Raw genomic sequence first — 26,795 nt, forward strand, 5'->3', positions numbered from 1 at the left:
CGTATCTGCATGACTGCGCAGATAGCAGTACAGTGAGGTGAGGACAATGACCGGGCACGGGCACAGTCATTGCCACCGGACGGCAAAGAGCCGTCTCCGGCACCTCCTGACTCCGCACAGCCATGACAGCGCCGACCGCGTCGACTCCGCGCTGGAGACCAGCAAACGCGGCGTCCGGACGCTGATCTGGTCGTTCGCCGCCCTGTTCGTCACCGCCGTCGCCCAGCTCGCGCTCGTGCTGATCACCGGATCGGTGGCCCTGCTCGGCGACACGATCCACAACTTCGCCGACGCGCTGACCGCGGTCCCGCTCGGCATCGCCTTCCTGCTCGGCCGCCGCGCCGCCACCCGCCGCTACACCTACGGGCTCGGCCGCGCCGAAGACCTGGCCGGGGTACTCGTCGTCCTGCTCATCGCCGCCTCGGCCTTCCTCGCCGGGTACGAGTCCGTCACCCGGCTGCTCGATCCGCGCCCGGTCCAGCATCTGTGGGTGGTCGCGGCGGCCGGGGTCATCGGCTTCGCGGGCAACGAGCTCGTGGCCAGGTACCGGATCACCGTCGGCCGCGAAATCGGGTCGGCCGCGCTGGTCGCCGACGGGCTGCACGCCCGCACGGACGGCTTCACGTCGCTCGCGGTCGTGCTCGGCGCCGCCGGGGTCGCGTTCGGCTTCCCGATGGCCGACCCGATCATCGGCCTCGCCATCACCGTCGCCATCCTGTTCGTCCTGCACGACGCGGCCAAGGAGGTCTTCCGCCGCCTGATGGACGCCGTCGACCCCGCCGACGTCGATCGCGCCGAACGCGCGGCCGCCGAGGTTCCCGGCGTGCTCGGCACGCGGGACCTGCGGATGCGCTGGATCGGGCACAGCCTGCGTGCCGAACTGGCGGTGTCGGTCGAGGCCGGGCTGAGCGTCACCGAAGCGCATCACCTGGCCCATCGCGTCGAGGCGCGGCTGCGTGAAGTCCTCCCCCGGCTCGCGGAAGCGGTCGTGCACACCGAACCGGCGCACGCTCATGAGATCGTCAGTGGGTGACGCCGTCCGACAACGACATCCGTGCCGTCCGCGCCCACGCGCAACTGCTGACCGCGCCGGCCGCGGACGTGCTCGCCGTGGTCGGCTCCGTCGCCGCGGTCCAAGCACAGTCGACACCTGCCGCCCGGCTCGCGATCCGGGCCCGTAGCCAGGGGCTGACCGCTCCGGACGTCGACGCGTCCCACGCCGTGACGCGCACTTGGCTGATGCGCAAGACGCTGCATCTCGTGCCGACGGCTGATCTCCGCTGGCTGAACCGGCTGTTCGGCCCGCGCAACGCCCAGGCGGGGCAGGGACGGCGCAGGCAACTGGACCTCACCGACGAACTCTGCGAACGGGCGCTCGGCAAACTCCAGGATCTCTTGCCGGGCAAGGCACTCACCCGCCGGGAGATCCTGGACGGCTTGGCCGCCGACGGCATCGCGCTCGACGCGAAATCTCAGGCACCCGCCCATATTCTGGCGTACGCGGCCAACCGCGGGCTGTTGTGCCGAGGCCAGGACGACGGGACAGAGCCGACGTACGTGCTCCTCGACGAATGGGTCACCGAGAGCCGCACGCCGGACGAGCCGCATACGGAACTCGCCCACCGGTACCTGACCGCCTACGGCGTCGCGACCGCCGAGGACTTCAGCGCCTGGGCCGGGCTCCCACTCGGCCTCTGCCGCAAGGCTTTCACGGCACTGGACGCCGTTCCCGTCGGCAACGCCTTCGCCCTCTCGGAGACCGAGCTGTCCGCTCCCCCGTGCCCCCCGCGCCTGCTCGGCGCCTTCGACACGTACCTGCTGGGCTACCGTGACCGAGAGCTGCTCCTCGACCCGGCCGAGGCGAACCGCGTCAACTCCGGCGGCGGGATGATCGCGCCGACCGTGCTGATCGACGGCCGGATCGCCGGAACGTGGCACACCAAGCGGACCGCGAAGCTGACGAAGGTCGTCGTGGAGCCCTTCGGCTCGCTTCCGCGGTCCGCCCTCGCCGGACTGGAGTCCGAAGTCGACGATTACGGCCGCTTCCTCGGGGAAACGGCCGCCCTCGTCAGTTGAGGGAGCGGAAGAACTCCCGCACGTCCGCGACCAGGATGTCGGGCTCTTCCAACGCCGCGAAGTGCCCGCCGCGATCGACGTCGGTCCACCGCACGATCGTGTGGGCGTCCTCCGAGTACCGCCGGATCCCGACGTCGTGCGCGAAGATCAGCGCCGCCGTCGGCACTCCGGAGTTCTTCTCGACGGCTCCCCAGGTTTCCGCCTGCGCGTAACCGACGTACGCGGACGAAGCAGCCGTGCCGGTGAGCCAGGTGAACATCACGTTGGTCAGCAAGCGGTCCTTGTCGATGATCTCTTCCGGCAAGGTCGGGCGCGGATGCGTCCACTCACGGAACTTGTCCATGATCCAAGCCAGCTGCGCGACCGGCGAGTCCACGAGCCCGTAGCCGAGGGTCTGCGGCCGCGTCGACTGGATCGCGATGTAACCGAACTCCTCCTGCGTGAACGCTTCGATCCGCTTCAAGCGATCGCGTTCGACGTCGGTGAGCGAAGCGAGCTCCTCCTCCGACAACGACATCGGCGGCATCGGGGACAGCCCGCCGTTGACGTGCACGCCGATCACCTTGTCCGGCGCGGACCTGGCCACCTCCGGCGACACGGAAGCGCCGAGGTCGCCGCCCTGCGCACCGTAGCGCTCGTACCCGAGCCGTCGCATCAGCTCCGCCCACGCCCGGCCGATCCGCGGCATGGTCCAGCCTGAATCCGGGACAGGGCCCGAAAAACCGAAGCCGGGCAGGGACGGGATCACGAGGTGGAACGCGTCCGCCGGGTCACCGCCGTACGCCTTCGGATCCGTGAGCGGGCCGATGACGTCGAGGAATTCCACCACCGAACCCGGCCAGCCGTGCGTGAGGATCAGCGGCGTCGCACCGGCTTCGGGCGAGCGGACGTGCAGGAAATGGATCCGCTGGCCGTCGATGACCGTGGTGAACTGCGGGTGGCGGTTGATCTCCCGTTCGGCGGCACGCCAGTCGTAGCCGTCGCGCCAGTATTCGGCGAGTCCGCGCAGCCAGGCCACCGGCACTCCGGTGTCCCAGCCGTCGCCGGGGAGCGGAGCGGGCCAGCGCGCGCTGTCGAGCTTCGCGTGCAACTCGTCCAGCTGCTCCTGCGGGATGTCGATGCGGAAGGGGCGGATGTCGGTGTTTTCCATGAAGCCCACGTTACGAGGCATTGCGGACAGCTTCGGTCCTCAATCGAGCGGGCACTTCAGGTGCGGGAAGATGCGCTCGTGACGGACAAGTACTTGGCCTACGGCAGGCTCATCCGCGGTGGGAAGATCCTGTTCATCCGGCGGCGGCCCGGATCCTTCCTGGGCGGCCACTGGGAACTGCCGGGCGGCACCGTAGAACAGGGCGAGCGGCCCGAGGAGACCGTGGTCCGCGAGTTCGCCGAGGAGACCGGCCTGACCGTCCGCGTGACCGGCGAACGCGGCACCCACAGCTGGGACGACGTCGCGGGCAGGCCGATGCGGATTCACGCGACGGTGTACACGCTCTCCGAAGAGACCGCGGGCGAAGTCGTGCTCGATCCCGGGGAACACGACGCTTTCACCTGGCACACCAAGGAAGAAGCCACCGGCCTCGATCTTGCCGAGCACTTCCGGCACGCGCTGGAGGACTGACTTCGAAACGGGCCCACGACTTCCGCTCCGTCCTGCGCGGTTTGGTGATCGGCCACCCGGATGTCATGACCGGTCCGTTCGGACACTTTTCGCCTTGAACCACCCTTTCGTGACTTCCGGCCGCCGCGGGACGCCGGAACTTGTCGTACCCCGGTGGTCTCCTCTTCACAGGCGACAGCGGGCCCGGCCGGGTCCGCGCGCCGGCCCGAGGAGGAAAGTCCCATGGCCGGAGAAACGGTGCTCACGGTGATCGGCAACCTGACGACCGACCCGGAGCTGAAGTTCACCCCGTCCGGAGCGGCGGTCGCGAACTTCACGGTCGCGTCGACACCACGCGTCCTGGACCGCGCGAGCGGGGAATGGCGCGACGGAGACCCGCTGTTCCTGCGCTGCGCACTGTGGAAGCAGGCCGCGGAGAACCTGGCCGAATCCCTCACCAGAGGGACGAGGGTCATCGTGCAGGGCAGGCTGAAACAGCGATCGTTCGAAACCAAGGAAGGCGAGAAACGCACGGTGGTGGAGCTCGACGTCGACGAGATCGGGCCGTCGCTGCGGTATGCCACGGCGAAGGTGAACAAAGCGGGCCGGAGTTCGGGCGGCACACCGTCGGACGGGGCCTGGGAGCGAACACCGGTGCCCGCCGGAAACCCGGAGCCGCCCTTCTGACCCGGCGGTTTCCCTCTCGGGAGGGAGCGATCTCCCTCCCGGGCACCATGCGGTCACGAACCACCGGCTCGGATGCTGGAGGTCGTGAACACGACCACGATCATCACGGAACTCGGGCTGGACCCTGCCGTCGAGCGGCACGTGGAGTTCGCCGCCGAACTCCGCACCGGGCTCGCCCGGGTCGAAGAGAGACTTCAGGAGGTGTTGCGCAGCCCCGGTCAGCCGGAACTCACCGAAGCCGCCACCCATCTCGTCCGCGCGGGCGGGAAGAGGCTGCGTCCCTTGATGGCGTTGGCCGCGGCGGCCTTCGGCGACGGGCGAGGCGACGCGATTTCGGCGGCCGCACTCGTCGAACTCGTCCATGTCGCGACGCTCTATCACGACGACGTCATGGACGAGGCGCCGATGCGGCACGGGGTCACCAGTGCGAACTCCTTGTGGGGCAACAAGAAGGCCGTCCTGATCGGAGACTACGTGCTCGCCTGCGCGGCACGGGTCGGCGCCGGGCTCGGCGACTACGCGTTGCGGTCGCAGGCGAAGACGTTCGGCAGGCTCGTGCGCGGCCAGTTCCTCGAGACGACCGGACCGTTCGAGGACTGTGGCCGTCACGCGCCGTACGAGCACCACATCCAGGTGATGGCCGACAAATCCGCGTCGTTGATCGCGATGGCGGGCAGGCTCGGCGCGCAGGTGTCGGGCGCGGATGAGCGGACCATCGAAACGTTGGGCCAGTACGGCGAACTGATCGGGGTGGCGTTCCAGATCTCCGACGACGTCCTCGACATCTCCGCGTCCACCACCGACCTCGGCAAGTCCGCGGGCACCGATCTCCGTGAAGGCATCGTCACCTTGCCGATGCTCCACGCGCTCGACGACGAGGGTCACGGCGCCGCTCGCCTACGCGAGATCATCGGCCACGGACCGGTTTCCGATCCAATGGTCCGGCAGGAGGCGCTCGGGCTCCTGCGCGAATCCGCCGGTGTCGTACGCGCGCTCGCCGAAGCGCACGGATACGCCGCCAAGGCGAGAGACCTCGCGTTCAGCCTCCCCGACCGGCCCGCCAGAGCGCTGCTCGTCGGCCTTTCGGCGTTCGTCGTCGATCGCGGCGAGTAGGCCCGGCGCCTAGAGTGGCGGAATGACCACCGAAACCCTGGGAAACGTCGAAGGCCGCGACATCGGCTCCGGAGTCTCGATCATCCACGAGCGGACCGACGTCGACGGTTCCGGACCGAGGCTGCACCAGCATCCGTATCGCGAGACATTCGTCATCGTCCACGGCCGGGCCAGGTTTACCATCGGGGACACCGAACGCGAAGGAGGAGCGGGCGACGTCCTCGTCGTGCCCGCGGAGACCCCACACAAGTTCGCCGTGATCGGGCCGGAAGTCTACGAAGCCGTCCACATCCACGAAAGCGACCATTTCATCACCGAATGGCTCGAGTAATTCTATCGGGCGCAAGAAAACCCTTTCCCGGGCTAGAATCCGACGACGTGCTCGTGGACGGCGGGCACCCGAGGCGACGGGAAGCGAAAACCGTGACCGACGTGGCGGACCGCAGCGGGGACGAGACCCGCACAGTGGACAGATTCGGCCAGCGGCGCGCACAGTTGGCGAGGTCGGCGCTGGTCACGTTGTCCGAGCTGGGCTACGCGCGCACGAGCCTGCGGGAGATAGCGCAGAACTCCGAATTCTCCCACGGGGTACTGCACTACTACTTCCGGGACAAGGCCGAGCTGATCACCTACTGCGTCAAGCAGTACAAGGCCGAATGCGTCACCCGGTACGACCGGATAGTCGAAATCGCGGAAACGGCCGAAGAACTGAGAACCGCCTTCGGTGCCGCGACGGCGGCCACGCTGCGTGAAAACGCGCGGCTGCACCGGCTCTGGTACGACCTGCGCAACCAGAGCCTGTTCGAGAAGCTGTTCCAGGCCGACGTTCTCGCCATCGACGAGACACTCGAACTGATGATCTGGCGGGTCGTGTCCCGATACGCGGAACTACTGGGCAAGCCGGCGGATTTCGCCCCGTCGACGGCGTATGCGCTCTTCGACGGCCTGTTCCAGCAAGGCCTGCTGAAACACCTCGCCGGCCGGGAGGACGCGGCGAGGTGTCTTCAGGAGTCGGTGGAGCAGGTGCTGGCCCGGCTCTTCACCACTTGATCGTCGGGTACCAGATGACGCCCGTCCGGCCCAGCACGCGCAGGTCCCAGTACAGCAGCGTGAACGTGCCGGCGACCAGCAACGCGGCACCGGTCACCACGGCGATCCTGGTGGGCTTCGCGAGCATCCATCGCTGCAGCCGCCCGCCCGTACCGTGGGTGAGCAGAAGGAACAACAGCGCCATCACCAGGATGTTGCCGACCGACTGGAGGGCGAACGCGGCGGCGCCGTAGAACACGTTGTGGCTTTCGGCCGCGCTGCGGAACATCATCCGGAACAGCGGGAACGGCCTGCCGATCAGGAAACCGCCGATGAGGGCGCCCATCAGCACGAGCGGCGCGGGCGGGAACCGGCGGGTGAGCCCGGCGATCGGGTTGCGGACGATGCCGACGGAAGCCAGGCCCAGCACGATGAACACGATCCCGATCACGCCGTAGACGATCATCGACTGGATGTTCCGCGGGCTGAGCCCACCGGAGGACGAGGCCGTCGAGAACTGCGGCATCCGTGTGCCGACGAGCGCGACGATGACGCCGTACACCACGGAAACCGTCAGCATTCCCGCGGCGATCCAGCCCAGTGGCTTCAGCGTTTCCGTGAACTTCGGCCGCCCGGTGGCTCCCCCGCCGACAAGCGGGGCCACGGCACCGAAAGCGGCGATGTTGCACGCGGTGAACGTCCCCGCGAGCCCCGAGACGAACGCGAAGAACGTTCCGGCCAGCACTCCGCCGATCGGGGTCGCTTTGGCGTCGTGTCCCAGGAGGGTGTTGGCGACACTGTCACCGATCACACTGTCCACAAAGGGCGCCGACCAGAGCACGGTCAGCGCGAAGCCTGCCAGGACGGACCAGAGGACCACGCGCCATCGATGTTCCGGATACGGTCCGGAACCGAGGAAACTCGCCTGCGGTGAAACGGGTACACGTTCGGTGACGGACATTCGGTGCCTCCAGCGGCTGATGGCTTCCCCCTGATCACCATCGTTGTTCCGCAATCGGGAGGAAGCGACCTCCAAAGTGCCGATCTTCCCTTGGTCCGACCGGCTCCGGGCAGCCCGGATTCACCGGTCCGGCGGGTGTCGCCGAAGGACCCGATCCGCTAGGTGACCGAAGCACGGCCGGATAACTCCGAAAAGGTGAAAGCTCCGGGGACTCGTGGGATCATCATCTGACGCGTACGGCGGCATGGCCATCCGGTCCGGCCTTGACCGGCCACTGACTCTGCGGAGGGCGATGGACTTCGACGAGGTCGCGGACGAGCTCTACGCCGGCGATCCGGCCGAGTTCGTGTCGGTGCGCAACCAACGGGCGAAAGAGGCCAAGGCCGCGGGAGACCCTGCCTTGGCCGGGCGCATCCGCGCCCTGCGGAAGCCCACGCTCGCGGCCTCGATCCTCAACCGCCGGGCGGGCTCCCCCGAACTGGCGGAGCTGGCCGGGCTCGGTGACGATCTGCGCAAGGCGCATTCGGCGCTGGCCGGCGCGGACCTGCGCAAACTCGCCCGGCGGCGGCAGGAGCTGGTGAACCGGATCCTGCGGGACGAACGTTCGATGAGCGAGTCTGTCGCCCGCGAAGTCGAAGCCACTCTCGAAGCCGTCGTGGCCGATCCCGAGGTCGCGGCGCTCGCGCTGGCCGGGCGGCTGAGCAGTGGGGCGGACAGCACCGGCGACCAGTGGCTGACCAGTGGCTTCACCCCGCAACCGAAGCGGAAACCCGCGCCGGAGCGCGAGAAACCCGCCACCGTGTCGCATTTGGACGATCGGCGGAAGGCGAAGCAGAAAGCCGCCGAGAAGGCCGAGCAGGAGCGGACCGGCAAGGCCCGCGAAGAGGCCGAACGCGAACAGAAGCGGGTGGCGGAGTTCAACCGGCTCCGGCGCGAGGCCGCCGAGCTCGCGAAAGCCGGCAAACAGGCCGAGATCGACGTCGCCCGCGCCGAACGCCGGGCGGAGAAGGCCACGGAGAAGGCGAACGAGCTCCGGCGGCGGCTCGCCGACGCCGAACTCGAGGAGGAGACGGCGAACGATGAGACCTCGGCCGCGCAGACCGTCTTGGACGATCTGCGCGCCGAAGCCCAGCGGATCGACGAAGCCCTCGAACAGTTCTAAGCAGGCTGCCGGTCACGGACCCGGGTGGCGGTCACCCTGCGTCCGTACGGGGTCTTGCCGCCCGGCTTGTACACCGACAGCACGGTCATGGTCACGTACATCGTCGTGGACACGATGATCGGGTAGAACCCGTCCACGCGCCGCCCCGCCGCCACGAATACACCGTCCAAAGTAGACTCGGCCGCCATCGCCAGTTCACGGATGCCCGGCAGCAGCGAGAACAGCGTCAGGCCGGCGGCGATCAGGGTCAGGACCAGTTTGATCGCGACCCACTTGTACCGGATCAGGCCCCATTTCGTGCCGAGGCTGAGCACGATCCCGCTGACCAGCGCGGTCATGCTGACCGGCAGCAGGAGATACCCGCCGATCTGGTCCATCATCAGGATGGCCCCGTGCTGGCGGCGGGGGTCGTCGGTGAACACGGAGGTGAAGGTCAGGACCGCGTTCACCATGGTGATCCCGAGCCAGCCGAGTGACGAAACGACATGGACGACGAGGACGAGTTTCCGCCACCGCGGGGTGAGCGTCATCGGCGGTCGCCGCACTGTGGAAGTACTCATGCGACCAGTGTTTCCGCGGGCGGCCTTCCCGTCGTCCGTCGTGGAGCGGCACTTCGCCTACGTATCGCGGAGTACGAGCCCTCGGACGTACGCCGCCTGCCCGGCGTGCTGGAGATCGTCGGAAAGCACGCTGACCAGGCGAACCCCGAGGGTGACGGGCGGGTCCCAGCCCTCGTCGACGATACGGTCGAGGTCGGCTTCGCCGAGTCCGGCGGCCCACGCCGTCGTCGCTTCGTGCACCGCGTCGTAGTAGCCGGTCAGCAGGTCGGCGGAGCCGACACGGACCGCCTCGACGTCCTCGGGGCGATGTCCGTATCCGATGTCCGACGCCGGGAAGGGCAGCGAGAAGCGGCCCATCCAGTCCTGCGCGGTCCAGATCTGCTCGGTGCCCATCAGGCCGGCGATGTGATCGTCCTGCACCCGGGCCAGATGCCAGATCAACCAGGCGATCGTGTTCGCGCCCGGCGCCGGGCTCGCGGTCAGCTGGTCGGCGCTCAGCCCCTCGACGGCGTCGTGCACGACCTCTTGGACGCGGCCGAACCCGTCGGTCACCACTTCGGCCAGTTTCATCGAATCCCCTTCCTGCGTCTCCCGCCACGATGCCACCGCCAGGTGACCCCTGCCTTACAACCTTGACTTATATAAGCCCAGGCCGTGATAGTTGCCGGATGCACGCGTTCGACGTCCTCGGGGATCCGGTGCGCCGCCGGATCCTGGAACTGCTGGCGGGCGGGGAACAGAGTTCCGGCGACGTGACCGCGGTGGTCCGCGCCGAGTTCGGGATCTCGCAGCCCGCGGTCTCCCAGCATCTGCGCGTCCTGCGCGAAAACGGCTTCACCACCGTCCGTGCCGAGGGCGCGCGACGGCTGTATTCGGTCGATCCGGGCCCGCTCAAGGAGATCGACGGCTGGCTGGACCAGTACCGGCGGTTCTGGACCGGACCGCTCGACGCGCTCGCCACCGAGCTCGCGCGCGGCCGCCGCGAACGCCGGAAGGCCGCCGAACAGGACGACTAGGCTCGCCCCCGGTGCAAGGAGCGGGCGCGCGGGGACTGTCGGACCCCGCCCCTAGAATCGTCCGGGTGGCAGCCCCCGACATCGGAACCTCGGAAGTCGCCGAAGTTTCCGAAGCCCTTGAAACGCTGAACCGCGTCTTCGGCTACGACGACTTCCGCGGCGAACAGCACGCCATCGTCGAACACGTCATCGCGGGCGGTGACGCGCTCGTCCTCATGCCCACCGGCGGCGGCAAGTCGCTGTGTTACCAGATCCCGGCGCTGGTGCGGCCGGGCGTCGGCGTGGTGATCTCCCCGCTGATCGCGCTGATGCAGGACCAGGTCGACGCGCTGCGCAACGTCGGCGTCCGCGCGGGTTTCCTGAACTCGACGCAGGACTACGCCGAGCGGAACAGGGTCGAGGCCGCGTTCGTCGCGGGCGAGCTGGACCTGCTGTACCTGGCCCCCGAGCGGCTCTCGGTCGAATCCACCGTGCGGTTGCTCGACCGCGGCAAGATCTCGCTGTTCGCGATCGACGAGGCGCATTGTGTCTCCCAGTGGGGCCACGACTTCCGGCCCGACTACCTGATGCTGTCCGCGGTGCACGAGCGCTGGCCGGACGTGCCGAGGATCGCGCTCACCGCCACCGCCACCAAGGCGACGCACGCCGAGATCGCGTCCCGGCTCAACCTGCACGACGCGCGGCATTTCGTCGCCAGTTTCGACCGGCCGAACATCCAGTACCGGATCGTCGGCAAGAACTCACCGCAGCGGCAGCTGCTGGAGCTGCTGCGCACCGAGCACAAGGGCGACGCGGGGATCGTCTACTGCCTGTCGCGGAACTCGGTCGAGAAGACCGCGGATTTCCTGGTCGAGAACGGGATTCCGGCGGTGCCGTATCACGCCGGGCTGGACGCGCGGACCCGCGCGAAGCACCAGTCGCGGTTCCTGCGCGAGGACGGGCTGATCGTCGTCGCGACGATCGCGTTCGGCATGGGCATCGACAAGCCCGACGTACGGTTCGTCGCGCATCTGGACCTGCCGAAGTCCGTCGAGGGCTACTACCAGGAGACCGGTCGCGCGGGTCGCGACGGGCTGCCGTCGACGGCGTGGCTGGCGTACGGCCTCCAGGACGTCGTCCAGCAGCGCAAGATGATCGACATGTCGGAGGGGTCCGAGGCGCACAAGCGGCAGCTGAGCGCCCACCTCAACGCGATGCTGGCGCTGTGCGAGACGGTCGAATGCCGTCGTGTGCAGGTGCTGAACTACTTCGGGCAGCGAAGCGAGCCCTGCGGCAACTGCGACACCTGCCTGGCGCCGCCGGAGACCTGGGACGGCACGATCCCGGCGCAGAAGATCCTTTCGACCATCGTCCGGCTGCAGAACGAGCGGCGCCAGAAGTTCGGTGCGGGGCAGATCATCGACATCCTGCTCGGCAAGTCGACGCCGAAGGTGACACAGCACGGGCACGATTCCCTGAAGGTCTTCGGGATCGGCACGGAACTGAAGGAGCCCGAGTGGCGGGCCGTGGTGCGGCAGCTGCTGGCCCAGGGGCTCGCCGCGGTCGAGGGCGACTACGGCTCGCTCGTGCTGACCGAGGGCAGCGCCGAGGTGCTGAACGGGGAACGGAAGGTCCAGCTGCGGCGCGAGCCGGAGCGGGCGGCGAAGGCCGCGGCCAGGTCGAGCGCGAAAAAGGCCGCGGCCGCCGACATGCCCGCCGAGGCGGCGCCGGTGTTCGAGCTGCTGCGCTCGTGGCGGGCCGCGGCGGCGAAGGAACAAGGTGTGCCCGCGTACGTGATCTTCCACGACGCGACCCTGCGCCAGATCGCCACCAAACGACCCGCCACGCTGCAGGAGCTGGGTACCGTCAGCGGCGTCGGCGAGAACAAGCTCGCGAAGTACGGCGAGCAGATCCTCGAGACGCTCGCGGAGGCCTAGTGCTCGTAGGGCCGGCGCGGCGGCCGCCCGGTCATTCCGTCGACCTTGCGCACCGCGCCGTTGATCTGGCTGTGGTACTTGCCCTTGGTCTTGTGGTCGACGAAGGTCGCGGCCTTGTTCACGACCTTGGAGACCTTCTCGGGGTTCTTCCGCACGTAGGCGCGCACGGCCCCGGCGGTGCCGGCCAGGGCGGTCAACTTCCGCAGTAGAGGCACTGTGGTCCCTTTCCTCGGGGTCGTCTGTGTCCTGCTCAACGACCGGTAGTGGTCACTGGGTTCCCCGAAGCGCGCCAAATCACTCATTTCGGATACCCGCGCTGGTCAGCATGGAAAACAAGGCGCGCGAGACCGGTCGAGGCCGCTAGGTTCGATCCCATGCGGGATCTTTCGCTGCTGCCCAAGGCTCATCTGCACGTCCACCTCGAAAGCACCATCCGGCCGGACACGCTCCGTGATCTCGGCGAGGCGAACGGCGTCGCCGTACCCGCGGAACAACCCGTGTTCGACGGCTTCCGCGCGTTCGGTGACTACAACGGGCTGCTGCGGTCCTGCCTGCGGAGGCCGGAGGACTTCGAACGGGTGGCGCGCGAGTTCTGCGAAGACCAGGTCGCGGACGGCGTCCGCTACGCCGAGGTCACCTTCACGGCGGCTGCGCACGGCGAACGGCTGGGCGAGCCGGACATGCCGCTGGCGTCCGTCCTCAAAGGACTCTCGACGGGGGCCGCCGAATACGGGCTCCACTGGCGGGTGCTGCTGGACCACTCACGCCGCCGGTCGGTCGAACGTGCCCGGCTCACCCTCGACCTGGCACGCCGGTACGCCCCGGACGGGGTGTTCGCCATCGGCCTCGCCGGGGAGGAGAAGTACCCGCTCGCGCCGTTCGCCGGGATCTGCGACGAGGCCGAGGAGGCGGGGCTGCACCTGATCCACCACGCCGGGGAGGACGCCGGCCCGGCCAGCATCCGCGAGGCGCTGGAGATCGGGCACAGCGAACGGATCGGCCACGGCATCCGAATCCTGGAGGACGTCGCGCTGGTCGCCGAGGTGCGGGAACGCGGTATCGCACTCGAGGTCTGCCCGTCGTCGAACGTGACGCTCGGGCTCGTGCCCTCGTTCGAGGAGCACCCGCTCCCCCGGCTGATCGAAGCCGGGCTCGTGGTCACGCTCAGCACCGACGTCCCTTCGGTCACCGGGACGACGCTGACCGACGAGTTCCTGCGCACTCGGGAGGCGTTCGCCTACGACGACCTCGCGCTCGCGGGCCTCGCCCGGGCGTCCGTCGACGCGTCCTTCGCGCCCGCCGAACTCAAGCGTTCGATCCACCAAGAGATCGACGCCTGGCTCTCTTGAGGCGATCAGTCCTGTGAATGCGGTACTTGCGCGTGCAACTACCGCATCCAGAGGACGAAATGCGGAAGGTGGGCCGGGTCACCCGGACGGCGGGCCACACAAGTTCTCCACATCCGTCACGTACCGTGGAACCGGTGACCGCTTCGTCCCCTTCGACACTGGACTTCATGGACCAGTGGGAACAGCCGCCGCGGAAACGCGGCCCGCGTGGCTGCGTGATGCTCACGCTCCTGGTCGTGGGCGCCTTGGTCGCCGGTGCCGTCTGGGTCGTGGTGAGCCTCAACGACCGCGAGCCGGTGCCGGTCAAGCCGGCTTTCGAGGTCCCCGCGCTCAAACCCGCCCCCCGTTCGGCGATCCCCGGCGACGCCGGACCGCTGCCGGCGGAGCCCGCGAAGGATGCCTGGATCGCGAAGGTGGTGGAGAACACAGACATCCCCTCGCGCGCGTTGCGGGCCTACGTGAACGCCGCCGAGAAGACCGCGAAGACCACTCCACGCTGCGAAATCACCTGGGCGACCATCGCCGGGATCGGCCGGACCGAGTCCCAGCACGCCCGGCACGACGGTTCCCGCGCCGGTGAGGACGGCGTCGTGACGCCGCCGATCATCGGCATCCCGCTCGACGGCTCCCCCGGTGTGCTGGCGGTCGTCGACACCGACAAGGGCGCCCTCGACGGCGACGCGAAGTGGGATCGCGCGGTCGGGCCGATGCAGTTCCTGCCCGCCACCTGGAAGCGGTACGGCGTCCGCGCGAGCGGTGACGGCGCCGCGCCGGACCCGCAGAACATCGACGACGCGGCGATGACGACCGCGCGGTATCTGTGCGCGCGGGGCGGTGACCTCGGAGATCCCGCCGGCTGGTGGACCGCGGTACTGACCTACAACAACTCCACCGCGTACGGGCAGGAAGTGTTCAGCAACGCCGACGCCTACGGCAAGGCGGCGCTGAAGCCCTAGGCGGGCAAGAGCCGGGTCACCAGCCGCGTCAGCTGGTGCACGTTCCGGCATTCGTGCATCTCGACGACCTGGGCGTACGCGTGTGCCTCGGAGTCACCGGTGGACCACAACGCGGTCCGCTCGGGATTGAGCCAGTACGTATGCCTCGCCGCGGCGGCGATCCCGCGCACCGCCGCCAGGTTCGGGTCGCCGCCGTTGGTCCTGGCGTCGCCGAGAATCAGCAGGGATGTCTTGGGCCCCACGGCATCCGAGTACCGTTCGGCGAACTCGCCGAGCGCGTGCCCGTAGTCGCTGTGCCCGTCCCAGCGGGTCAGTTCCGCGTCGGCGAGGATACGTGCGCCGAGGTCTTCCGGATCGGCGGCGCCGGTGTCGACGAGGTGGGTGATCTCGTCGCACGCGTCGATGAACGCGAACACCCGCACCTTGCTGAACTGGTCGCGCAGGGCCTGCACCAGCAGCATGGTGAAGTTCGCGAAACCGGCCACCGAGCCCGACATGTCGCACAGCAGCACGATTTCCGGCCTTCCCGGCCGGTGCCGCCGGTACGACGGCCGCATCGGGACGCCACCGGTGGACAACGAGCGCCGCAGCGTCCGGCGCAGGTCGATCTGCCCGCGCGCGTGCCGCCGTCGCCGGGCGGCCAGGCGGGTGGCGAGTTTGCGCGACAACGGCTGCACGACACGGCGAAGTTCGGCGAGCTGCGCGCGGCTGGCGAGCAGGAAGTCGACGCGGTCGGCCGCCGTCGGGACGGCGTGCCGCGAAACCCGTTCCCTGCCACGGATTTCCGCCACCCGTCGCCGCGCTTCGGTGCGGACCAGCCCGCGAAACCCTTCGACCCGGCGGCGGACGTCGTCGCGGTCCAGCCGGTCGGTGAAGTCCTCCTGTGCGCCGGCACGGATCGCTTCGAGGACGCGGACCACGAGTGTCTGCGGCTGAAGCCGTTCCAGCGTCTGATGGGCCGACCAACCACCGGCGCCCGACGTGCCGCCGTACTCACCCAGCAGGTCGACGGCGAGCCCGGCCAGTTGCGTCAGTTCCGTCTGGTCGTTGGCGGCGAGCGCCGTGGCGAGCCGGTCCCGCAACGCGGCCAGGTCTTCGACGGGATCCTGTGACGGCGCGCCGACGCCGAGCGGGAAGTAGATGTCGAACGTCGCGTCGAACACCGCACGCTGGCCGCCGCGCCGGACCAGCGCCGCCGCGAGCCCTTCGCGCGTCTGCTCACGGGAGGCCAGGCCCAGTACTTCGAGTGCCGCGGCGGCGTCGACCGTCTCACTGGGACCCGCCGGAATCCCGTGCTCCCGCAACGCTTCCACGAATTCGACGAGCCTGCCCGGCACGCCGCTCACGAGCCGAGGACCTTGCCGAGTTCCAGCCGCGCGTCCGCCTTCACGACGTCGTCCTGGTGTTTGAGGATGACGCCGAGGCTCGCGCGGACGACGTCCTCGCCGAGAGTGTCCGCGCCGAGCGCCAGCAAGGTGCGGGCCCAGTCGATGGTTTCGGCGACCGAGGGCGCCTTCCGCAGTTCCATCGCCCGGAGCGCGGTGATCACCTTGACCACGGACGCGGCGAGCGCGTCGTCGACGCCCGGCACCTTGAGCCGCACGATGCGCTGTTCCAGTGCCGGATCGGGGAAATCGATGTGCAGGAACAGACACCGTCGGCGCAACGCCTCGGAAAGTTCACGCGTCGCGTTGGAGGTCAGCACCACGAACGGCTTGCGCCCGGCGGTGATCGTGCCGAGTTCCGGGACGGTGATCTGGAAGTCACCGAGCACCTCCAGCAGCAGTCCTTCGATCTCGACGTCGGCCTTGTCGGTCTCGTCGATGAGCAGGACCGTCGGTTCGTCGCCCTTGATCGCCGTCAGCAGCGGCCTGGCCAGCAGGAACTCTTCACCGAAGATGTCGTTGCGGGCGTCGTCCCAGGTCTCGTCCTTGCCTGCCGTGATCCGGAGAAGCTGCTTCGCGTGGTTCCACTCGTACAGCGCACGCGATTCGTCGACGCCTTCGTAGCACTGCAACCGCACGAGCCGTGAGCCGCTGGCCTGCGCGACCGCCTTCGCCAGCTCGGTCTTGCCGACCCCGGCGGGGCCCTCGATCAGCAACGGCTTGGCGAGGGCGTCCGCGAGGAACACCGTGGTGGCGACGGCCGCGGAGGCCAGGTAGCCGGTGTCGGCGAGCTTCGCCGTCACGTCTTCGACGGATGTGAAGTACCCGGTCCCAGCCACGCGGCCTCCCAGCTCGATCGCCTACCCGGCCGACTCTACGTCGCGGATCCGCTTCGGCGGCAGGACCCCGAGCGAGACCCCCGGCGGCGACGCGGTCAAGTTCGTCGAGGCCCGGGTCAAGGCCAGGCCGGCCACGCATACGCTCGTGGTCCGGGTTCTCCCGCGCGTCCGGCGGCTAGCATCGGGCCCGTGAGCATCTATGTCGCGGCCGAGGGCCGATACGAGAGCATCCCGTACCGCCGCACCGGGCGCAGCGGCCTGAAACTGCCCGCGATCTCGCTAGGCCTGTGGCACAACTTCGGCGACGACAAGCCACTGGGCACCCAGCGGGACATCGCGCGGCGCGCGTTCGACCTGGGTATCACCCATTTCGACCTCGCCAACAACTACGGTCCGCCCTACGGTTCGGCCGAGAAGAACTTCGGCAGGCTGCTGGCGTCGGATTTCAAGCCCTACCGTGACGAACTGGTCGTCTCGACCAAGGCGGGTTACGACATGTGGCCCGGCCCGTACGGCGAATGGGGCTCGCGCAAGTACCTTCTGTCCTCTTTGGACCAGTCGCTCGGCCGGATGGGCCTGGACCACGTCGACATCTTCTACTCGCATCGTTTCGACCCCGAGACGCCGCTCGAAGAGACGGTCGGCGCGCTCGACACCGCCGTCCGGTCCGGACGCGCGCTGTACGTCGGCATCTCGTCGTACTCGTCGGAGAAGACCGTCGAGGCCGCGCGGCTCCTGCGCGAGCTGGGCACCCCGCTGCTCATCCACCAGCCGTCGTACTCGATGTTCAACCGCTGGCTCGAAGGCGACGAACTGCTCGACACGCTCGAAGCCGAAGGCGCGGGCTGCATCGCCTTCTCGCCGCTGGCACAGGGACTGCTGACCAGCCGCTACCTCGACGGCGTTCCCGAGAACTCCCGTGCGGCGCAAGGGAAGTCGCTCAACCCGGACACGATCACCGAGAGCACCCTCGGCAAGATCCGGGCGCTGAACGAGATCGCCGAGCGGCGCGGGCAGACACTGGCGCAGCTCGCGCTCGCGTGGGGCCTGCGTGATCCGCGGATGACGTCGGTGCTGATCGGCGCGAGCAGCGTCGCCCAGCTGGAGGACAACGTCGGCGCGCTGAAGAACCTGCACTTCACCCACGAAGAGCTGGCCGAGATCGACCGCTACGCCACCGAGGCCGACATCAACCTCTGGAAGCGCTCGACCGACGGAGCTTGATCGCTCGCGCGACGAGAAAGCCGGCGTAGAGAGCGGAAAGGATGAATCCGACCACGTAGGAGAGTGTCGGGTTCCCGAGGAACCTCCCGAGGACGACCCCGAGGATCAAGGTGCCGACGATCAGGATGAGGACCGTTCCCACCACCCAGCCGAGCACACTCGCCGGTGTCCACACGGGTTTCGGTTCGGTGTCTCGGTTCATCCGCCCAGTGTGGCCGCCACGTTCGGGGACAGGTCCCGAAAACGCGTTGCCCCGGCGGGCGGAGGGACCGAGACTGCGGACATGACGTTCGAAGAACTGCTCGCCGAAGGAGAGGCCGTCCCGGTCGAAGGCTGGGATTTCTCGTGGTTCGAAGGCCGGGCCACCGAGGAACGGCCACCGTGGGGTTACTCGCGGCTCCTCGGCGAGCGGATGGCGACGGCCGCCGCCGGGCTGGACCTGCAGACCGGCGGCGGCGAGGTGCTCGCGGGCATCCCGAAACCGCCGCCGGTCCTCGCCGCCACCGAAGGCTGGCCGCCGAACGTCGAGGTCGCCAGGAAGACCCTCGCGCCGCTGGGCGGCCAAGTGGTCGAGGCGGAATTCGACGCACCGTTGCCCTTCCCCGACGAGTCCTTCGAACTGGTGACCAGCCGTCATCCGATCGAGAACCCGTGGCGGGAGATCGCCCGCGTGCTCCGCCCGGGCGGAACCTTTCTGTCGCAACAGATCGGCGCCGGCACCGGGCGGGAGCTGAAGGAATTCTTCCTCGGCCCGCAGGACTACGGCGGCTGGACGCCCGACGTGCTGCGCGTCGAGGCGGAGGCCGTCGGGCTGCGGGTCGAGCGCCTCGAACCGGCGAAACTGCGGATGGAGTTCTTCGACCTCGCCGCGGTCGTGCACTTCCTCCGGAAGGTGATCTGGATCGTGCCCGGCTTCGAGGTGGAGACGTACCGCGACAAGCTCGCGGAACTGCATCGGATGATCGAGACCGACGGGAAGTTCGTCGCGCACTCGCGGCGGGTGCTCGTGGAGGCCGTCAAGCCTTCGTAAGCCGCTCCAGCTGCTCAGCGGTCAGCTTGACGTCGGCGGCGGCGAAGTTCTCCTCCAGGTGCGCGATGCTCGCTGTCCCGGGGATCGGCAGGATCACCGGTGACCGCGCGAGCAGCCACGCGAGCCCTACCTGCGCCGTGGTCGCCCCGAGCTCCGCGGCGACGGTGGTGAGCTCGGTTCCGGCCTCGGACGCCGCGCCGAGCACCGGACGCCAAGGCAGGAAAGCGATCCCGGCCGCCTCGCACGCGTCCAGCACCGCCTCGTGCTCGCGGTCGAGGAGGCTGTAGCGGTTCTGCACGCTCGCGATGTCCACGATCTCCCGCGCCCGCGCGAGTTCGTCCACGGTGACCTCGGACAGGCCGATCCGGCCGATCTTGCCTTCGTCGCGCAGATCCCGAAGCGCACCGAGCTGGTCGGCCAGCGGGGTTTCCGGATCGAGGCGGTGCAGCTGCAGCAGCTCGATCCGTTCGACACGTAGCCGCCGCAGCCCTTCGTCGACCTGCACTCGCAGTGATTCCGGCCGCCCGTCGTACTTCCAGTCGTCGCCGGTCCGCACGACGCCGACCTTGGTGGTGACCACCAGATCCTCCGGATACGGGTACAGCGCTTCCGCGAGGAGTTCCTCGTTGGCACCGCCGCCGTACAGGTGCGCGGTGTCGATCAGGGTGATGCCGAGCTCCACGGCCCTCCGCGCCAAGGCGATGGACGCCTCACGCGCGGGCCCGGCTTCGGTCGGCAGGCGCATGGCGCCGAAACCGAGGCGGTGCACGGTCAAATCCCCGCCGATGGCGAATTCGTTCATGGGGGAAACCTAGCGCAGCGGATCCCTCGGCGAGGGCAAATGCGAGGTGTCCGGGAACATGTGGAGCGCGCGCAGGGCGGCGCCGAGTTCGGCGATGTCGGCCGGATCGGTCAGCGAACGCCCCAGTTCCTCGGAGATCCGCTTCAGGCGGTGCCGGATCGTGTTGGGGTGACAGAACATCCGCTCGGACGTCAGTTTCGTGGAACCCTGGCATTCGAACCAGGCCCGCAACGTCAGCAGGAGCACGTTCCGGTCGTCGCCGGGCAGCTCCAGGATCGGCCGGAGCACGTGGTGCGCGAGCTGGACCGACGCCTCCGGCGCGCTGGCGACGAGACCGGCCAGCGGGGATTCGTTGAACTGCACCATTCCCGTCGAGCCCGGCATCAGGCTGGAGAGCGCGACGCGCGCGAGGTGCAGCGCGCGGGAGGTGTTCCCGAGGCCGGTGAACACCGGGCTCACCCCGATCCGGCCGGTCTGGTTCTCCCGCAGCAGTTCGATGATCACCTGGGAGGCCACCGGATCCCGCATCGAGACCACGCCGACCTGCAGATCCGGGGTGAGCCGCCAGGCGGACGCGTGATGCCGTTCGCGGAGGCGGTTTTCGATCTGGGGCAACGGTTCGTGCCCGACACGGGGGGTCTCGGCGGCGACGACCACATACGTCCCGTCGAGCGAGAGTTCCAGCACGCGCGCGATGTCCCACAGCGTGCCCTCGGTGGCCGCGCCGCCGGCGAACAGCGCTTCGACCAACGCGGAGCGCCTGCTTTGGTGCGCCAGCATGACTTCGGCGGTGGTGTCACGGTACGTCGTCGTCAGCGCCTCGGCGTAGTCGTCGATCAGCGCCCAGATCGCCGACGTCGCGGCGACGAGGCCGCGGAGGTCCTGGTGCCCGCTCGAAGCGGTCAGGTCGACGAACCGGTTCCACACCTCGGTGAGCCCGATCCGGTAGGCCCGCAGCAGTTCCGGCAGCGGCGCGCCCTGCAGCGCGCGGGCGCGCCCGGTCGCCCTCGCCTGGGCGAGGTCGGGTTCCTCCGTGCCGCGGAGGGTCCGCATGACGAACTCGAGGTTGTTCCGCACCGACGTCCGCAGTTCGGCGAGGCTGACGAACTGCGCGTCGCGGTACACCGGCATCTCGGCACGGATCTGCCCGACAGTGCTGTCGATGAGCGCCGGCAGCTGCTTTTCGACCTCCACGGCCAGTTCGGCGACGATGGCGGCCGAACCTTCGCGGAGCACAGTTCGGTAGTGCATGGACGTCCTCCGAGGCAGGGGCTCCTCGTCGAGTCCCTGGGGACGTCATCTAACACGACTTGCCCGGAGGTGGCCCGCCGAAGCCGAGAGGCGCCGCCGGTGCGGCGGAAAATCGATATTTCCGCCGCACCAGCGGGTTTCACATCTTCGCGGCCGCGCTCTTGATCGCTTCCCGGATCCGGAAGTAGGTGCCGCACCGGCAGACGTTCTGGATCGCGTCGATCTCGGCGTCGGTCGGGTTCTTCGACTTCTTCAGCAGCGCCACCGCCGCCATGATCTGCCCCGGCTGACAGTAGCCGCACTGCGCGACGTCCTGCTCCAGCCAGGCCTCCTGCACCGGGTGCAGGTCGCCACCGTCGGCGAGACCTTCGATCGTGGTGACCTCCTTGCCCGAGCAGTCGGACACCGGCGTCACGCACGGGTTGAACGCCTCGCCGTCGAGGTGGCTGGTGCAGGCCTTGCAGACGTTGATCCCACAGCCGTACTTCGGGCCGCGGACGCCGAGCTTGTCCCGCAGCGCCCACAGCATGGGCAGATCCGCGGGCGCGTCGACGGTGACGGTCTTCCCGTTCACCGTGAAGGTGTAATTGGGCATCGGAACTCCTTGGCGGGGAAGGAAAGTCAGCGGGGGAAGGGTTCGAAGTCGATCGGGAAGACGATCGGGAAGCTGCGCGGTTTGATCCCGGTGGCCCGCGCGTAGGCGTTCCCGATCGCGCCGACCGGCGCGGGTACGCCGAGCTCCCCCGCCCCGCCGATCTCGCCCGTCTCCGGCATCACGTGGATCTTGACGTCCGTCGGCGAGTTCTTCTGCCGCGCGTAGTGGAACTGCGAGTAGCTGCCCTCCAGCGGCAGGCCCTTGTCGATGTGCAGACCCGCGGTCAGCGTCGTGGCGATGCCGTCGGTCAGGCCGCCGAGCATCTGCGCCTCGATCCCGCGCGGGTTGATCGGCTTGCCGACGTCGACGGCGATGGTCGCCTTGGTGACGCGCGGTTTCTTCGGGTCGCGGGCGTCCATTTCGACGAGGCAGGCGGTGTACGACTTGTACTCGCCGTGCACGGCGACACCCTGCGCGAAGCCCTTGGGCATCTTCTTGCCCCACTCGCCGAGTTCGGCGACCTTGTCCAGTACCGCGCGCTGCCGGTCGTTCTTGATGAATTCGCGCCGGAACGCGACCGGGTCCTTGCCGAGTTTCGCGGCGATCTCGTCGACCATGATCTCTTCCGCGCCGCGCGTGCTCGCGGAGTACACCGACCGCCAGGCACCGGTGTGGAAGTCCACCGGCACCTCGTTAAGCAGCTGCGTTGTGACACCGAAGTTGTACGGCGACTTCACCGTCAGGAGGAACACCGTCTGCGCGAAGCTCAGGTTGCCGCCGACCGGCAGTTCCGCGGCGAAGGCGGTCAAGACCTCGCCGAGCCCGTGACCCCAGTCGGTTTCCACGCTGGCGACACGGTGCTCGAAGGAGAGCACCTGGCCGAGCGCGAAGGTGGCGCGGATCTTGTGGTGACTCGCGGCCCGCGCGCGGCCGTGGCGCATGTCGTCGATGCGGCTCCACATCAGCCGCACCGGCCGCTTGAACGCCTTGGACGCACGCGCGGCCTCGATGGCGCCGTCGGAGAACAGCCGCCGGCCGAAGGAACCGCCCGCCTGCTGGACGTGCACGACGACCTTGTTCTCCGGCAGCCCGAGTTCCCGCGCGATGTTCTGCTTCGCGAGGATCGGGACCTTCATGCCGGACCAGATGGTGGCGCCGTCCTCCCGGACGTCGGCGACGGCCGAGTTGGTCTCCAACGGGGCGTGGCTGGCGAAAGCGAAGTCGAACTCGCCGTCGACGTACTGGGTCAGCAGCGGCGGCACGACGAAGGGCAGCGCCGCGGCCTGCAGCTTCTTCTTGATCGTCGCGTTGTTCTCGCCGTCGACGGTGCCGCCGTTCCAGGTGACGTCGAGGGCGTTCTTGCCGTCGAGCGCCTGGCCGAACGTCTCGGCCATCACCGCGACCCCGGTTTTGATCACGGCGAGGTCGATGATGCCGGGCATCGCGCGGACTGCGGCCTCGTTGTTGACCTTCTTGACCGTGCCGTTGATCGTCGGCGGGCGGCGGACCATGACCGGTTTCGCGCCGGGGATGTCCAGGTCCAGCGTGTACTGCAGCTGTCCGGTGACCATCGCGCGGGCGTCCTTGCGCGATTGCGGCGTGCCGACCAGCTTGTGCGCGGACTCCGCCTTCGGGGTGGCGGTGAGCTTGCCGAGGTCGGCGCGGGCGGCGGGCTTGGCCAGCGCGCCGTAGCCCGCCCGCCGGCCGTCGGGCGCGATCACCGCACCGTCCCTTGTGGACAGCCGGGCGGCGTCGGCGCCCCACTGCCGCGCCGCGGCCGCGACCAGGCGGGCGCGGGCGGCGGCGGCCGCGGTCCGCACCGGGGTGTAGAGCGAGCGCATCGTGTTGGACCCGCCGGTCAGCTGGTTGAACAGCAGTTCGGAGCGGGCGTCGGAGAGCACGACGTCGACGCGGTCGAGCGGCAGGTCCATCTCCTCGGCGACCAGCATCGCGTTCGCCGTGGTGATGCCCTGGCCGACTTCGGTCCGCGGCAGCTCCAGCCGCACGCGGCCGTCTTCGCGGACTTCGAGGACGAGAAGACCGGCGGTGGGGGCGTTCGACAAGATCAGCACGTCGCCGAGGTCGAGGATCTCGGCCGGCCCGGGCAGGGTCGGGATAACGGCTTCGGCCTCTTCGGGCGCGACGGTGTCGATACCGATCTTCGTGGCGATCGTGAGGGTGGGCGCGGCGACGAGGAAGCTCAGGAACCGGCGACGGCCGAGGCCGCCGGAGTCCGGCGCCTCGCCTTGGGTTCCAGTGGTGGGACTGGCCATCGGGAAGATCCCTTCGAGAGCGCGCGGAGAAGGCGGGGACCCTCGCGCGGCCTGGGGTCGGATGGCGACACGCTAGGCACCGGCATTCGGCGTAGTCAACGCGGAGTAGTCGGGTTGGCTCATCTGTGTGACAAGGTGACAGCGAACGGCCCCGAATGTGTGGCGCGCCACAGCGCTCCCGGAACAGCGGCGCTAGATGGAGTCGCGCTCCCGGCCCGCTTCGAGCAGGTCCTCGCGGGCACGCGCGACGCGTGAACGCACGGTGCCGACCGGGCAGCCGCAGATCTCGGCGGCCTCGGCGTACGAAAGCCCGAGCACCTGGGTGAGGACGAGGACCTCGCGCCGCTCCGGGTCGAGCCCGTCGAGCAGCATCCGCAGCTCCACCAGCTCCTCGAAACCGGCGACGCCCTCCGCCTGACGGGCACCACGCCGCTCGGCGGTGGCCTCCCAGTCGACATCCGCGAGCTTCGGGCGCGCCGAAGCCGCCCGGATGCGGTCGACGACGACGCGACGCGCGATCGACAGGAGCCAGGTCCGCGAAGAGGACCGGCCGGCGAACCGCCGCAGGCTGCCGAACGCGCGCAGGTACGTCTCCTGGGTGAGATCGTCCGCGGCGCCGACGTCGGCGAGGTGCGCGACGAAGCGCCAGACGTCGGCCTGGGTGGCACGCACCCAGTCCTCCAGCGCCCGCCGGTCACCGCGGGCGGCGGCGAGAGCGAGCTCGGTCACCCGCTCGTCGTCGTGGTTGCGCGGCCCGGCCATACGAGAAACGTAGCAGCGTCCCGGGAACCGGGGCAGGCCCGCGCCCGACAAGTGAGACGTGAAGTGCGAGACCTGCCGCGAGGCCCTGTCGGCCCGGCTCGACGGCGAAACCGAACCCGCCCCGCCCGAGGTGGTCGACCGGCACGTGGCGGGCTGCCCCGCTTGCCGATCGTGGCTCTCGCGCGCCGAGCGGATGCACCGGGCGATGCTGCTGCGGCCCGCTCCCAGAGTCCCGGACCTCACCGCCGTCATCCTCGACCGCACCCCCGCCCCGCCGAGCGAGGGCTGGCCCGCCAGGATCGCGCTCGCGCTGGTCGCGATCGCGCAGCTCGGTCTCGCCTTCGCCCAGCTGCTGGGCGTCGAAGACCACGCCGCGGGACACGGCACGGAATCCCTGATCGGGCACCTTTCGCACGAAAGCAGCGCGTGGAACCTCGCCGTCGGTGTCGGCCTCGGCTGGGCGGCCGTGCGCACGAAGGCGGCGTCCGGGCAGTTGCCCGCGCTGACCGGTTTCGTCGCGCTCCTCCTGGCGTTGTCGGCGGGCGACCTCGTCACCGGACAGGTCACCGCCGGGCGCGTGCTCACCCACGGGTTGGTCGTCGCCGGACTGTTGTTGCTGTACGTGGTGAACCGGCAGCACCGCCTGCGCCACCGCCCCAGCCCGGCGACGACGGCTGGCTACCCGGATTCCCGCGGCGCCGAAACGGGCCACGAGACCGGCGAAGTCCCCGAACGACCCCGTCAGCACAGGGGTTTCCGGCGCCCGGCGAGCCGTCACGTGGCTTGAACCGCTTGGTCTAGACCATTACCGGTCACGGGGAGCACTCGCCCGGATACCGGGTGAATCACGGGTTTTCGCGCGCGGCGTGCGCGATTCGCGGCGCGGGCACGTTTATCGTCGCCTGGAACCACCGAATGTAAACCTTCTTGCCCTTTTCGGGCCGGAGCCGGATAACTTTGGTGGAACACCTTGGTTCGACAGGAGGCTAAGTTCGTGGTTGGCGCAGAAAACCCACCCGTCGGCACCCCCGCCGGGATGCGGAAGATCAATCAGCGCGCCGTGCTGGACCTCCTGCGCCGCAGCGGCCCGGCGACGCGGCCCCAGGTCGCCAAGGACACCGGACTTTCGAAACCCACGGTGAGCCAAGCGTTACTGGCACTCGAAGCGGCCGGCCTCGCCAGGGCGACCGGGCACACCTCGACCGGCACCGGCCGGTCCGCCGTCCTCTACGAAGCGGATCCCACGGCGGGCTACGTCCTCGGTGTCGACATCGGACGCGAGCACCTCCGCGTCGCCGTCTCGGACCTCGGCCACACCGTGGTCGCCCGCCGTGACGAGCGGAACACCTCGCGTTCGGGCACCGCGCTCGTCAGCGCGGTGGGCGCCCTCGCCGCGGCGACCGTGCGCGAAGCGGGGCTGAGCCAGGCCGACATCGTCGTGCGCGTCCTCGGCTCCCCCGGCGTCGCGGACCCGGACAAACGCTGCTTCCGGCACGCGCCGAACCTGCCCGGCTGGGGCAAGGCCGGCCTGCTCGACGAACTCGAAGCCGTCCTCGGCCCGGATCTCATGGTCGAGAACGACGCGAACCTCACCGCCGTCGGCGAATGGGAACGCGGCGCCGCGCGGGGCGCGTCGGTCTTCGGCTGCATCACCATCGGCACCGGTGTCGGCATGGGCGTGATGGTCAATGGCCAGGTCTTCCGCGGCGCGACGGGCGCGGCGGGCGAAATCGGCTACCTGCCGTACGGACAGTCGCACGCGCCGGGCGAGGGCGAGGACGCCCCGCCGGTCCGCGGCCACCTCGAAGAGGCGACGGCGGCACAGTCCGTCGTCCGCGGCGCGCGCGAACTCGGCCTCGGCACGGCGAAATCGGCCCGCGAGGTCTTCCGGCTCGCCCGCGATGGCGACGAACTCGCCCTGCGCGCCGTCGAAGCGGAGGCCGACAGGCTCGCGTACACCGTGGCGTCGGTGGCGGCGGTGATCGATCCCGAACTGATCGTGCTCGGCGGCGGGATCGGCACCGCGGCCGATCTGCTGCTCGACCCGATCGATCGCGCCCTGCGCTCGTTCACTCCCCTGGTCCCGGCGGTCGTCCAGGGCGAACTGGGCGACGACGGGGTGCTGACCGGCGCGATCAGCGTCGGCCTGCGCGCCGCCGAGGGCCTGGTCTTCGAACGCAAGGTCGGCGCGGCCTGAGCCGCGCGGCAT

At 69.3% G+C, this 26,795-nt stretch carries 29 protein-coding genes; 16 read left to right on the top strand and 13 right to left on the bottom strand.

Annotated elements, in window-relative coordinates:
- Positions 1-46 precede the first annotated feature (46 nt).
- Positions 47-1,033, top strand: coding sequence for a cation diffusion facilitator family transporter (locus ACLJQ7_RS29925; RefSeq protein ID WP_410651504.1), 987 nt, complete (start codon positions 47-49; stop codon positions 1,031-1,033).
- A complete protein-coding gene (locus ACLJQ7_RS29930) occupies positions 1,030-2,076 on the top strand; it encodes a winged helix DNA-binding domain-containing protein (RefSeq protein ID WP_410651505.1) in 1,047 nt (348 codons plus the stop codon). The genes ACLJQ7_RS29925 and ACLJQ7_RS29930 overlap by 4 nt, the downstream gene beginning before the upstream one ends.
- Here the strand turns inward: ACLJQ7_RS29930 and ACLJQ7_RS29935 are convergent.
- Positions 2,069-3,226, bottom strand: coding sequence for an epoxide hydrolase family protein (locus ACLJQ7_RS29935; protein ID WP_410651506.1), 1,158 nt, complete (start codon positions 3,224-3,226; stop codon positions 2,069-2,071). The two genes, ACLJQ7_RS29930 and ACLJQ7_RS29935, sit on opposite strands and share 8 nt — an antisense overlap.
- Positions 3,227-3,304: 78 nt before the next feature.
- Here ACLJQ7_RS29935 and ACLJQ7_RS29940 point away from each other — a divergent pair, with 78 nt between their 5' ends.
- The 5 genes from ACLJQ7_RS29940 (at position 3,305) to ACLJQ7_RS29960 (ending at position 6,526) form a co-directional block, all read left to right on the top strand.
- Complete coding sequence (locus tag ACLJQ7_RS29940; RefSeq protein WP_410651507.1) at positions 3,305-3,697, top strand: NUDIX hydrolase; 393 nt, start codon at positions 3,305-3,307, stop codon at positions 3,695-3,697.
- A gap of 222 nt (positions 3,698-3,919) precedes the next feature.
- Positions 3,920-4,363, top strand: coding sequence for a single-stranded DNA-binding protein (locus ACLJQ7_RS29945; RefSeq protein ID WP_219150473.1), 444 nt, complete (start codon positions 3,920-3,922; stop codon positions 4,361-4,363).
- Between the two features lie 84 nt (positions 4,364-4,447).
- A complete protein-coding gene (locus ACLJQ7_RS29950; protein WP_410651508.1) occupies positions 4,448-5,476 on the top strand; it encodes a polyprenyl synthetase family protein in 1,029 nt (342 codons plus the stop codon).
- Positions 5,477-5,498: 22 nt separating this feature from the next.
- Complete coding sequence (locus ACLJQ7_RS29955; protein WP_410651509.1) at positions 5,499-5,807, top strand: cupin domain-containing protein; 309 nt, start codon at positions 5,499-5,501, stop codon at positions 5,805-5,807.
- Positions 5,808-5,899: 92 nt separating this feature from the next.
- On the top strand, positions 5,900-6,526 hold the full coding sequence (locus ACLJQ7_RS29960) for a TetR/AcrR family transcriptional regulator (RefSeq protein WP_410651510.1): 627 nt from the start codon (positions 5,900-5,902) through the stop codon (positions 6,524-6,526).
- On the opposite strand, the gene ACLJQ7_RS29965 is transcribed toward ACLJQ7_RS29960, so the two are convergent.
- Positions 6,516-7,466: a hypothetical protein gene (locus tag ACLJQ7_RS29965; RefSeq protein WP_410651511.1), complete on the bottom strand. Its 951-nt coding sequence runs from the start codon at positions 7,464-7,466 to the stop codon at positions 6,516-6,518. The two genes, ACLJQ7_RS29960 and ACLJQ7_RS29965, sit on opposite strands and share 11 nt — an antisense overlap.
- Before the next feature lie 292 nt (positions 7,467-7,758).
- Between ACLJQ7_RS29965 and ACLJQ7_RS29970 the strand changes: the two genes are divergently transcribed.
- Positions 7,759-8,628, top strand: a complete 870-nt coding sequence (locus ACLJQ7_RS29970) for a hypothetical protein (protein ID WP_410651512.1) — start codon at positions 7,759-7,761, stop codon at positions 8,626-8,628.
- On the opposite strand, the gene ACLJQ7_RS29975 is transcribed toward ACLJQ7_RS29970, so the two are convergent.
- Positions 8,625-9,188, bottom strand: coding sequence for a hypothetical protein (locus ACLJQ7_RS29975; RefSeq protein ID WP_410651513.1), 564 nt, complete (start codon positions 9,186-9,188; stop codon positions 8,625-8,627). The genes ACLJQ7_RS29970 and ACLJQ7_RS29975 overlap by 4 nt on opposite strands.
- A gap of 57 nt (positions 9,189-9,245) precedes the next feature.
- Positions 9,246-9,758 (bottom strand): mycothiol transferase, encoded by a 513-nt coding sequence (locus ACLJQ7_RS29980; RefSeq protein WP_410651514.1) that lies wholly within the window; start codon positions 9,756-9,758, stop codon positions 9,246-9,248.
- A 98-nt stretch (positions 9,759-9,856) separates the two neighbouring features.
- On the opposite strand from ACLJQ7_RS29980, the gene ACLJQ7_RS29985 reads away from it, so the two are divergent.
- On the top strand, positions 9,857-10,204 hold the full coding sequence (locus ACLJQ7_RS29985) for an ArsR/SmtB family transcription factor (protein ID WP_410651515.1): 348 nt from the start codon (positions 9,857-9,859) through the stop codon (positions 10,202-10,204).
- Positions 10,205-10,269: 65 nt separating this feature from the next.
- A complete protein-coding gene (recQ, locus tag ACLJQ7_RS29990) occupies positions 10,270-12,120 on the top strand; it encodes a DNA helicase RecQ (protein ID WP_410651516.1) in 1,851 nt (616 codons plus the stop codon).
- Here the strand turns inward: recQ and ACLJQ7_RS29995 are convergent.
- A complete protein-coding gene (locus ACLJQ7_RS29995; RefSeq protein ID WP_063276581.1) occupies positions 12,117-12,335 on the bottom strand; it encodes an antitoxin in 219 nt (72 codons plus the stop codon). The genes recQ and ACLJQ7_RS29995 overlap by 4 nt on opposite strands.
- 159 nt (positions 12,336-12,494) lie before the next feature.
- Between ACLJQ7_RS29995 and add the strand changes: the two genes are divergently transcribed.
- Positions 12,495-13,469, top strand: a complete 975-nt coding sequence (gene add, locus ACLJQ7_RS30000; RefSeq protein ID WP_410651517.1) for an adenosine deaminase — start codon at positions 12,495-12,497, stop codon at positions 13,467-13,469.
- A gap of 134 nt (positions 13,470-13,603) precedes the next feature.
- Positions 13,604-14,425, top strand: a complete 822-nt coding sequence (locus ACLJQ7_RS30005; protein WP_410651518.1) for a lytic murein transglycosylase — start codon at positions 13,604-13,606, stop codon at positions 14,423-14,425.
- Here the strand turns inward: ACLJQ7_RS30005 and ACLJQ7_RS30010 are convergent.
- Positions 14,422-15,771, bottom strand: coding sequence for a vWA domain-containing protein (locus ACLJQ7_RS30010; RefSeq protein WP_410651519.1), 1,350 nt, complete (start codon positions 15,769-15,771; stop codon positions 14,422-14,424). The genes ACLJQ7_RS30005 and ACLJQ7_RS30010 overlap by 4 nt on opposite strands.
- On the bottom strand, positions 15,768-16,649 hold the full coding sequence (locus ACLJQ7_RS30015; protein ID WP_410651520.1) for an AAA family ATPase: 882 nt from the start codon (positions 16,647-16,649) through the stop codon (positions 15,768-15,770). The genes ACLJQ7_RS30010 and ACLJQ7_RS30015 overlap by 4 nt, the downstream gene beginning before the upstream one ends.
- A 189-nt stretch (positions 16,650-16,838) precedes the next feature.
- Here ACLJQ7_RS30015 and mgrA point away from each other — a divergent pair, with 189 nt between their 5' ends.
- Positions 16,839-17,873: an L-glyceraldehyde 3-phosphate reductase gene (gene mgrA / locus ACLJQ7_RS30020; RefSeq protein WP_410651521.1), complete on the top strand. Its 1,035-nt coding sequence runs from the start codon at positions 16,839-16,841 to the stop codon at positions 17,871-17,873.
- On the opposite strand, the gene ACLJQ7_RS30025 is transcribed toward mgrA, so the two are convergent.
- A complete protein-coding gene (locus tag ACLJQ7_RS30025) occupies positions 17,839-18,075 on the bottom strand; it encodes a hypothetical protein (protein ID WP_410651522.1) in 237 nt (78 codons plus the stop codon). The two genes, mgrA and ACLJQ7_RS30025, sit on opposite strands and share 35 nt — an antisense overlap.
- Positions 18,076-18,156: 81 nt before the next feature.
- Between ACLJQ7_RS30025 and ACLJQ7_RS30030 the strand changes: the two genes are divergently transcribed.
- Entirely contained in the window at positions 18,157-18,903 is a 747-nt protein-coding gene (locus ACLJQ7_RS30030; RefSeq protein ID WP_410651523.1) for a class I SAM-dependent methyltransferase, read from the top strand.
- Here the strand turns inward: ACLJQ7_RS30030 and ACLJQ7_RS30035 are convergent.
- The 5 genes from ACLJQ7_RS30035 to sigC all read right to left on the bottom strand — a co-directional run bounded on the left by ACLJQ7_RS30035 (position 18,890) and on the right by sigC (position 24,586).
- Positions 18,890-19,705, bottom strand: coding sequence for an aldo/keto reductase (locus tag ACLJQ7_RS30035; protein WP_410651524.1), 816 nt, complete (start codon positions 19,703-19,705; stop codon positions 18,890-18,892). The two genes, ACLJQ7_RS30030 and ACLJQ7_RS30035, sit on opposite strands and share 14 nt — an antisense overlap.
- Before the next feature lie 9 nt (positions 19,706-19,714).
- Positions 19,715-20,956: a PucR family transcriptional regulator gene (locus tag ACLJQ7_RS30040; RefSeq protein ID WP_410651525.1), complete on the bottom strand. Its 1,242-nt coding sequence runs from the start codon at positions 20,954-20,956 to the stop codon at positions 19,715-19,717.
- A gap of 139 nt (positions 20,957-21,095) precedes the next feature.
- Entirely contained in the window at positions 21,096-21,551 is a 456-nt protein-coding gene (locus ACLJQ7_RS30045) for a (2Fe-2S)-binding protein (RefSeq protein ID WP_410651526.1), read from the bottom strand.
- A gap of 26 nt (positions 21,552-21,577) precedes the next feature.
- Entirely contained in the window at positions 21,578-23,824 is a 2,247-nt protein-coding gene (locus ACLJQ7_RS30050) for a molybdopterin cofactor-binding domain-containing protein (RefSeq protein WP_410651527.1), read from the bottom strand.
- Between the two features lie 192 nt (positions 23,825-24,016).
- Entirely contained in the window at positions 24,017-24,586 is a 570-nt protein-coding gene (gene sigC / locus ACLJQ7_RS30055) for an RNA polymerase sigma factor SigC (protein ID WP_410651528.1), read from the bottom strand.
- 58 nt (positions 24,587-24,644) lie between these two features.
- Between sigC and ACLJQ7_RS30060 the strand changes: the two genes are divergently transcribed.
- Both ACLJQ7_RS30060 and ACLJQ7_RS30065 read left to right on the top strand, forming a co-directional pair.
- Complete coding sequence (locus ACLJQ7_RS30060; protein WP_410651529.1) at positions 24,645-25,373, top strand: zf-HC2 domain-containing protein; 729 nt, start codon at positions 24,645-24,647, stop codon at positions 25,371-25,373.
- Between the two features lie 207 nt (positions 25,374-25,580).
- Positions 25,581-26,783 carry an ROK family protein gene (locus ACLJQ7_RS30065; protein WP_410651530.1) on the top strand — a complete coding sequence of 401 codons (1,203 nt, stop codon included), beginning with the start codon at positions 25,581-25,583 and terminating at the stop codon, positions 26,781-26,783.
- Positions 26,784-26,795: the final 12 nt, after the last annotated feature.

The organism is Amycolatopsis sp. cmx-4-54 (assembly GCF_046548895.1).
In the GTDB taxonomy this organism is placed as follows: Bacteria; Actinomycetota; Actinomycetes; order Mycobacteriales; family Pseudonocardiaceae; genus Amycolatopsis.

What these genes read in the sequence shown, in the direction of transcription:
- ACLJQ7_RS29925 (WP_410651504.1), top strand. Translation starts at nt 47, where the DNA reads ATGACCGGGCACGGGCACAGTCATTGCCACCGGACGGCAAAGAGCCGT.
- ACLJQ7_RS29935 (WP_410651506.1), bottom strand. Translation starts at nt 3,226, where the DNA reads ATGGAAAACACCGACATCCGCCCCTTCCGCATCGACATCCCGCAGGAG.
- ACLJQ7_RS29945 (WP_219150473.1), top strand. Translation starts at nt 3,920, where the DNA reads ATGGCCGGAGAAACGGTGCTCACGGTGATCGGCAACCTGACGACCGAC.
- ACLJQ7_RS29955 (WP_410651509.1), top strand. Translation starts at nt 5,499, where the DNA reads ATGACCACCGAAACCCTGGGAAACGTCGAAGGCCGCGACATCGGCTCC.
- ACLJQ7_RS29965 (WP_410651511.1), bottom strand. Translation starts at nt 7,466, where the DNA reads ATGTCCGTCACCGAACGTGTACCCGTTTCACCGCAGGCGAGTTTCCTC.
- ACLJQ7_RS29970 (WP_410651512.1), top strand. Translation starts at nt 7,759, where the DNA reads ATGGACTTCGACGAGGTCGCGGACGAGCTCTACGCCGGCGATCCGGCC.
- ACLJQ7_RS29975 (WP_410651513.1), bottom strand. Translation starts at nt 9,188, where the DNA reads ATGAGTACTTCCACAGTGCGGCGACCGCCGATGACGCTCACCCCGCGG.
- ACLJQ7_RS29980 (WP_410651514.1), bottom strand. Translation starts at nt 9,758, where the DNA reads ATGAAACTGGCCGAAGTGGTGACCGACGGGTTCGGCCGCGTCCAAGAG.
- ACLJQ7_RS29985 (WP_410651515.1), top strand. Translation starts at nt 9,857, where the DNA reads ATGCACGCGTTCGACGTCCTCGGGGATCCGGTGCGCCGCCGGATCCTG.
- add (WP_410651517.1), top strand. Translation starts at nt 12,495, where the DNA reads ATGCGGGATCTTTCGCTGCTGCCCAAGGCTCATCTGCACGTCCACCTC.
- ACLJQ7_RS30025 (WP_410651522.1), bottom strand. Translation starts at nt 18,075, where the DNA reads ATGAACCGAGACACCGAACCGAAACCCGTGTGGACACCGGCGAGTGTG.
- ACLJQ7_RS30030 (WP_410651523.1), top strand. Translation starts at nt 18,157, where the DNA reads ATGACGTTCGAAGAACTGCTCGCCGAAGGAGAGGCCGTCCCGGTCGAA.
- ACLJQ7_RS30035 (WP_410651524.1), bottom strand. Translation starts at nt 19,705, where the DNA reads ATGAACGAATTCGCCATCGGCGGGGATTTGACCGTGCACCGCCTCGGT.
- ACLJQ7_RS30040 (WP_410651525.1), bottom strand. Translation starts at nt 20,956, where the DNA reads ATGCACTACCGAACTGTGCTCCGCGAAGGTTCGGCCGCCATCGTCGCC.
- ACLJQ7_RS30045 (WP_410651526.1), bottom strand. Translation starts at nt 21,551, where the DNA reads ATGCCCAATTACACCTTCACGGTGAACGGGAAGACCGTCACCGTCGAC.
- ACLJQ7_RS30050 (WP_410651527.1), bottom strand. Translation starts at nt 23,824, where the DNA reads ATGGCCAGTCCCACCACTGGAACCCAAGGCGAGGCGCCGGACTCCGGC.
- sigC (WP_410651528.1), bottom strand. Translation starts at nt 24,586, where the DNA reads ATGGCCGGGCCGCGCAACCACGACGACGAGCGGGTGACCGAGCTCGCT.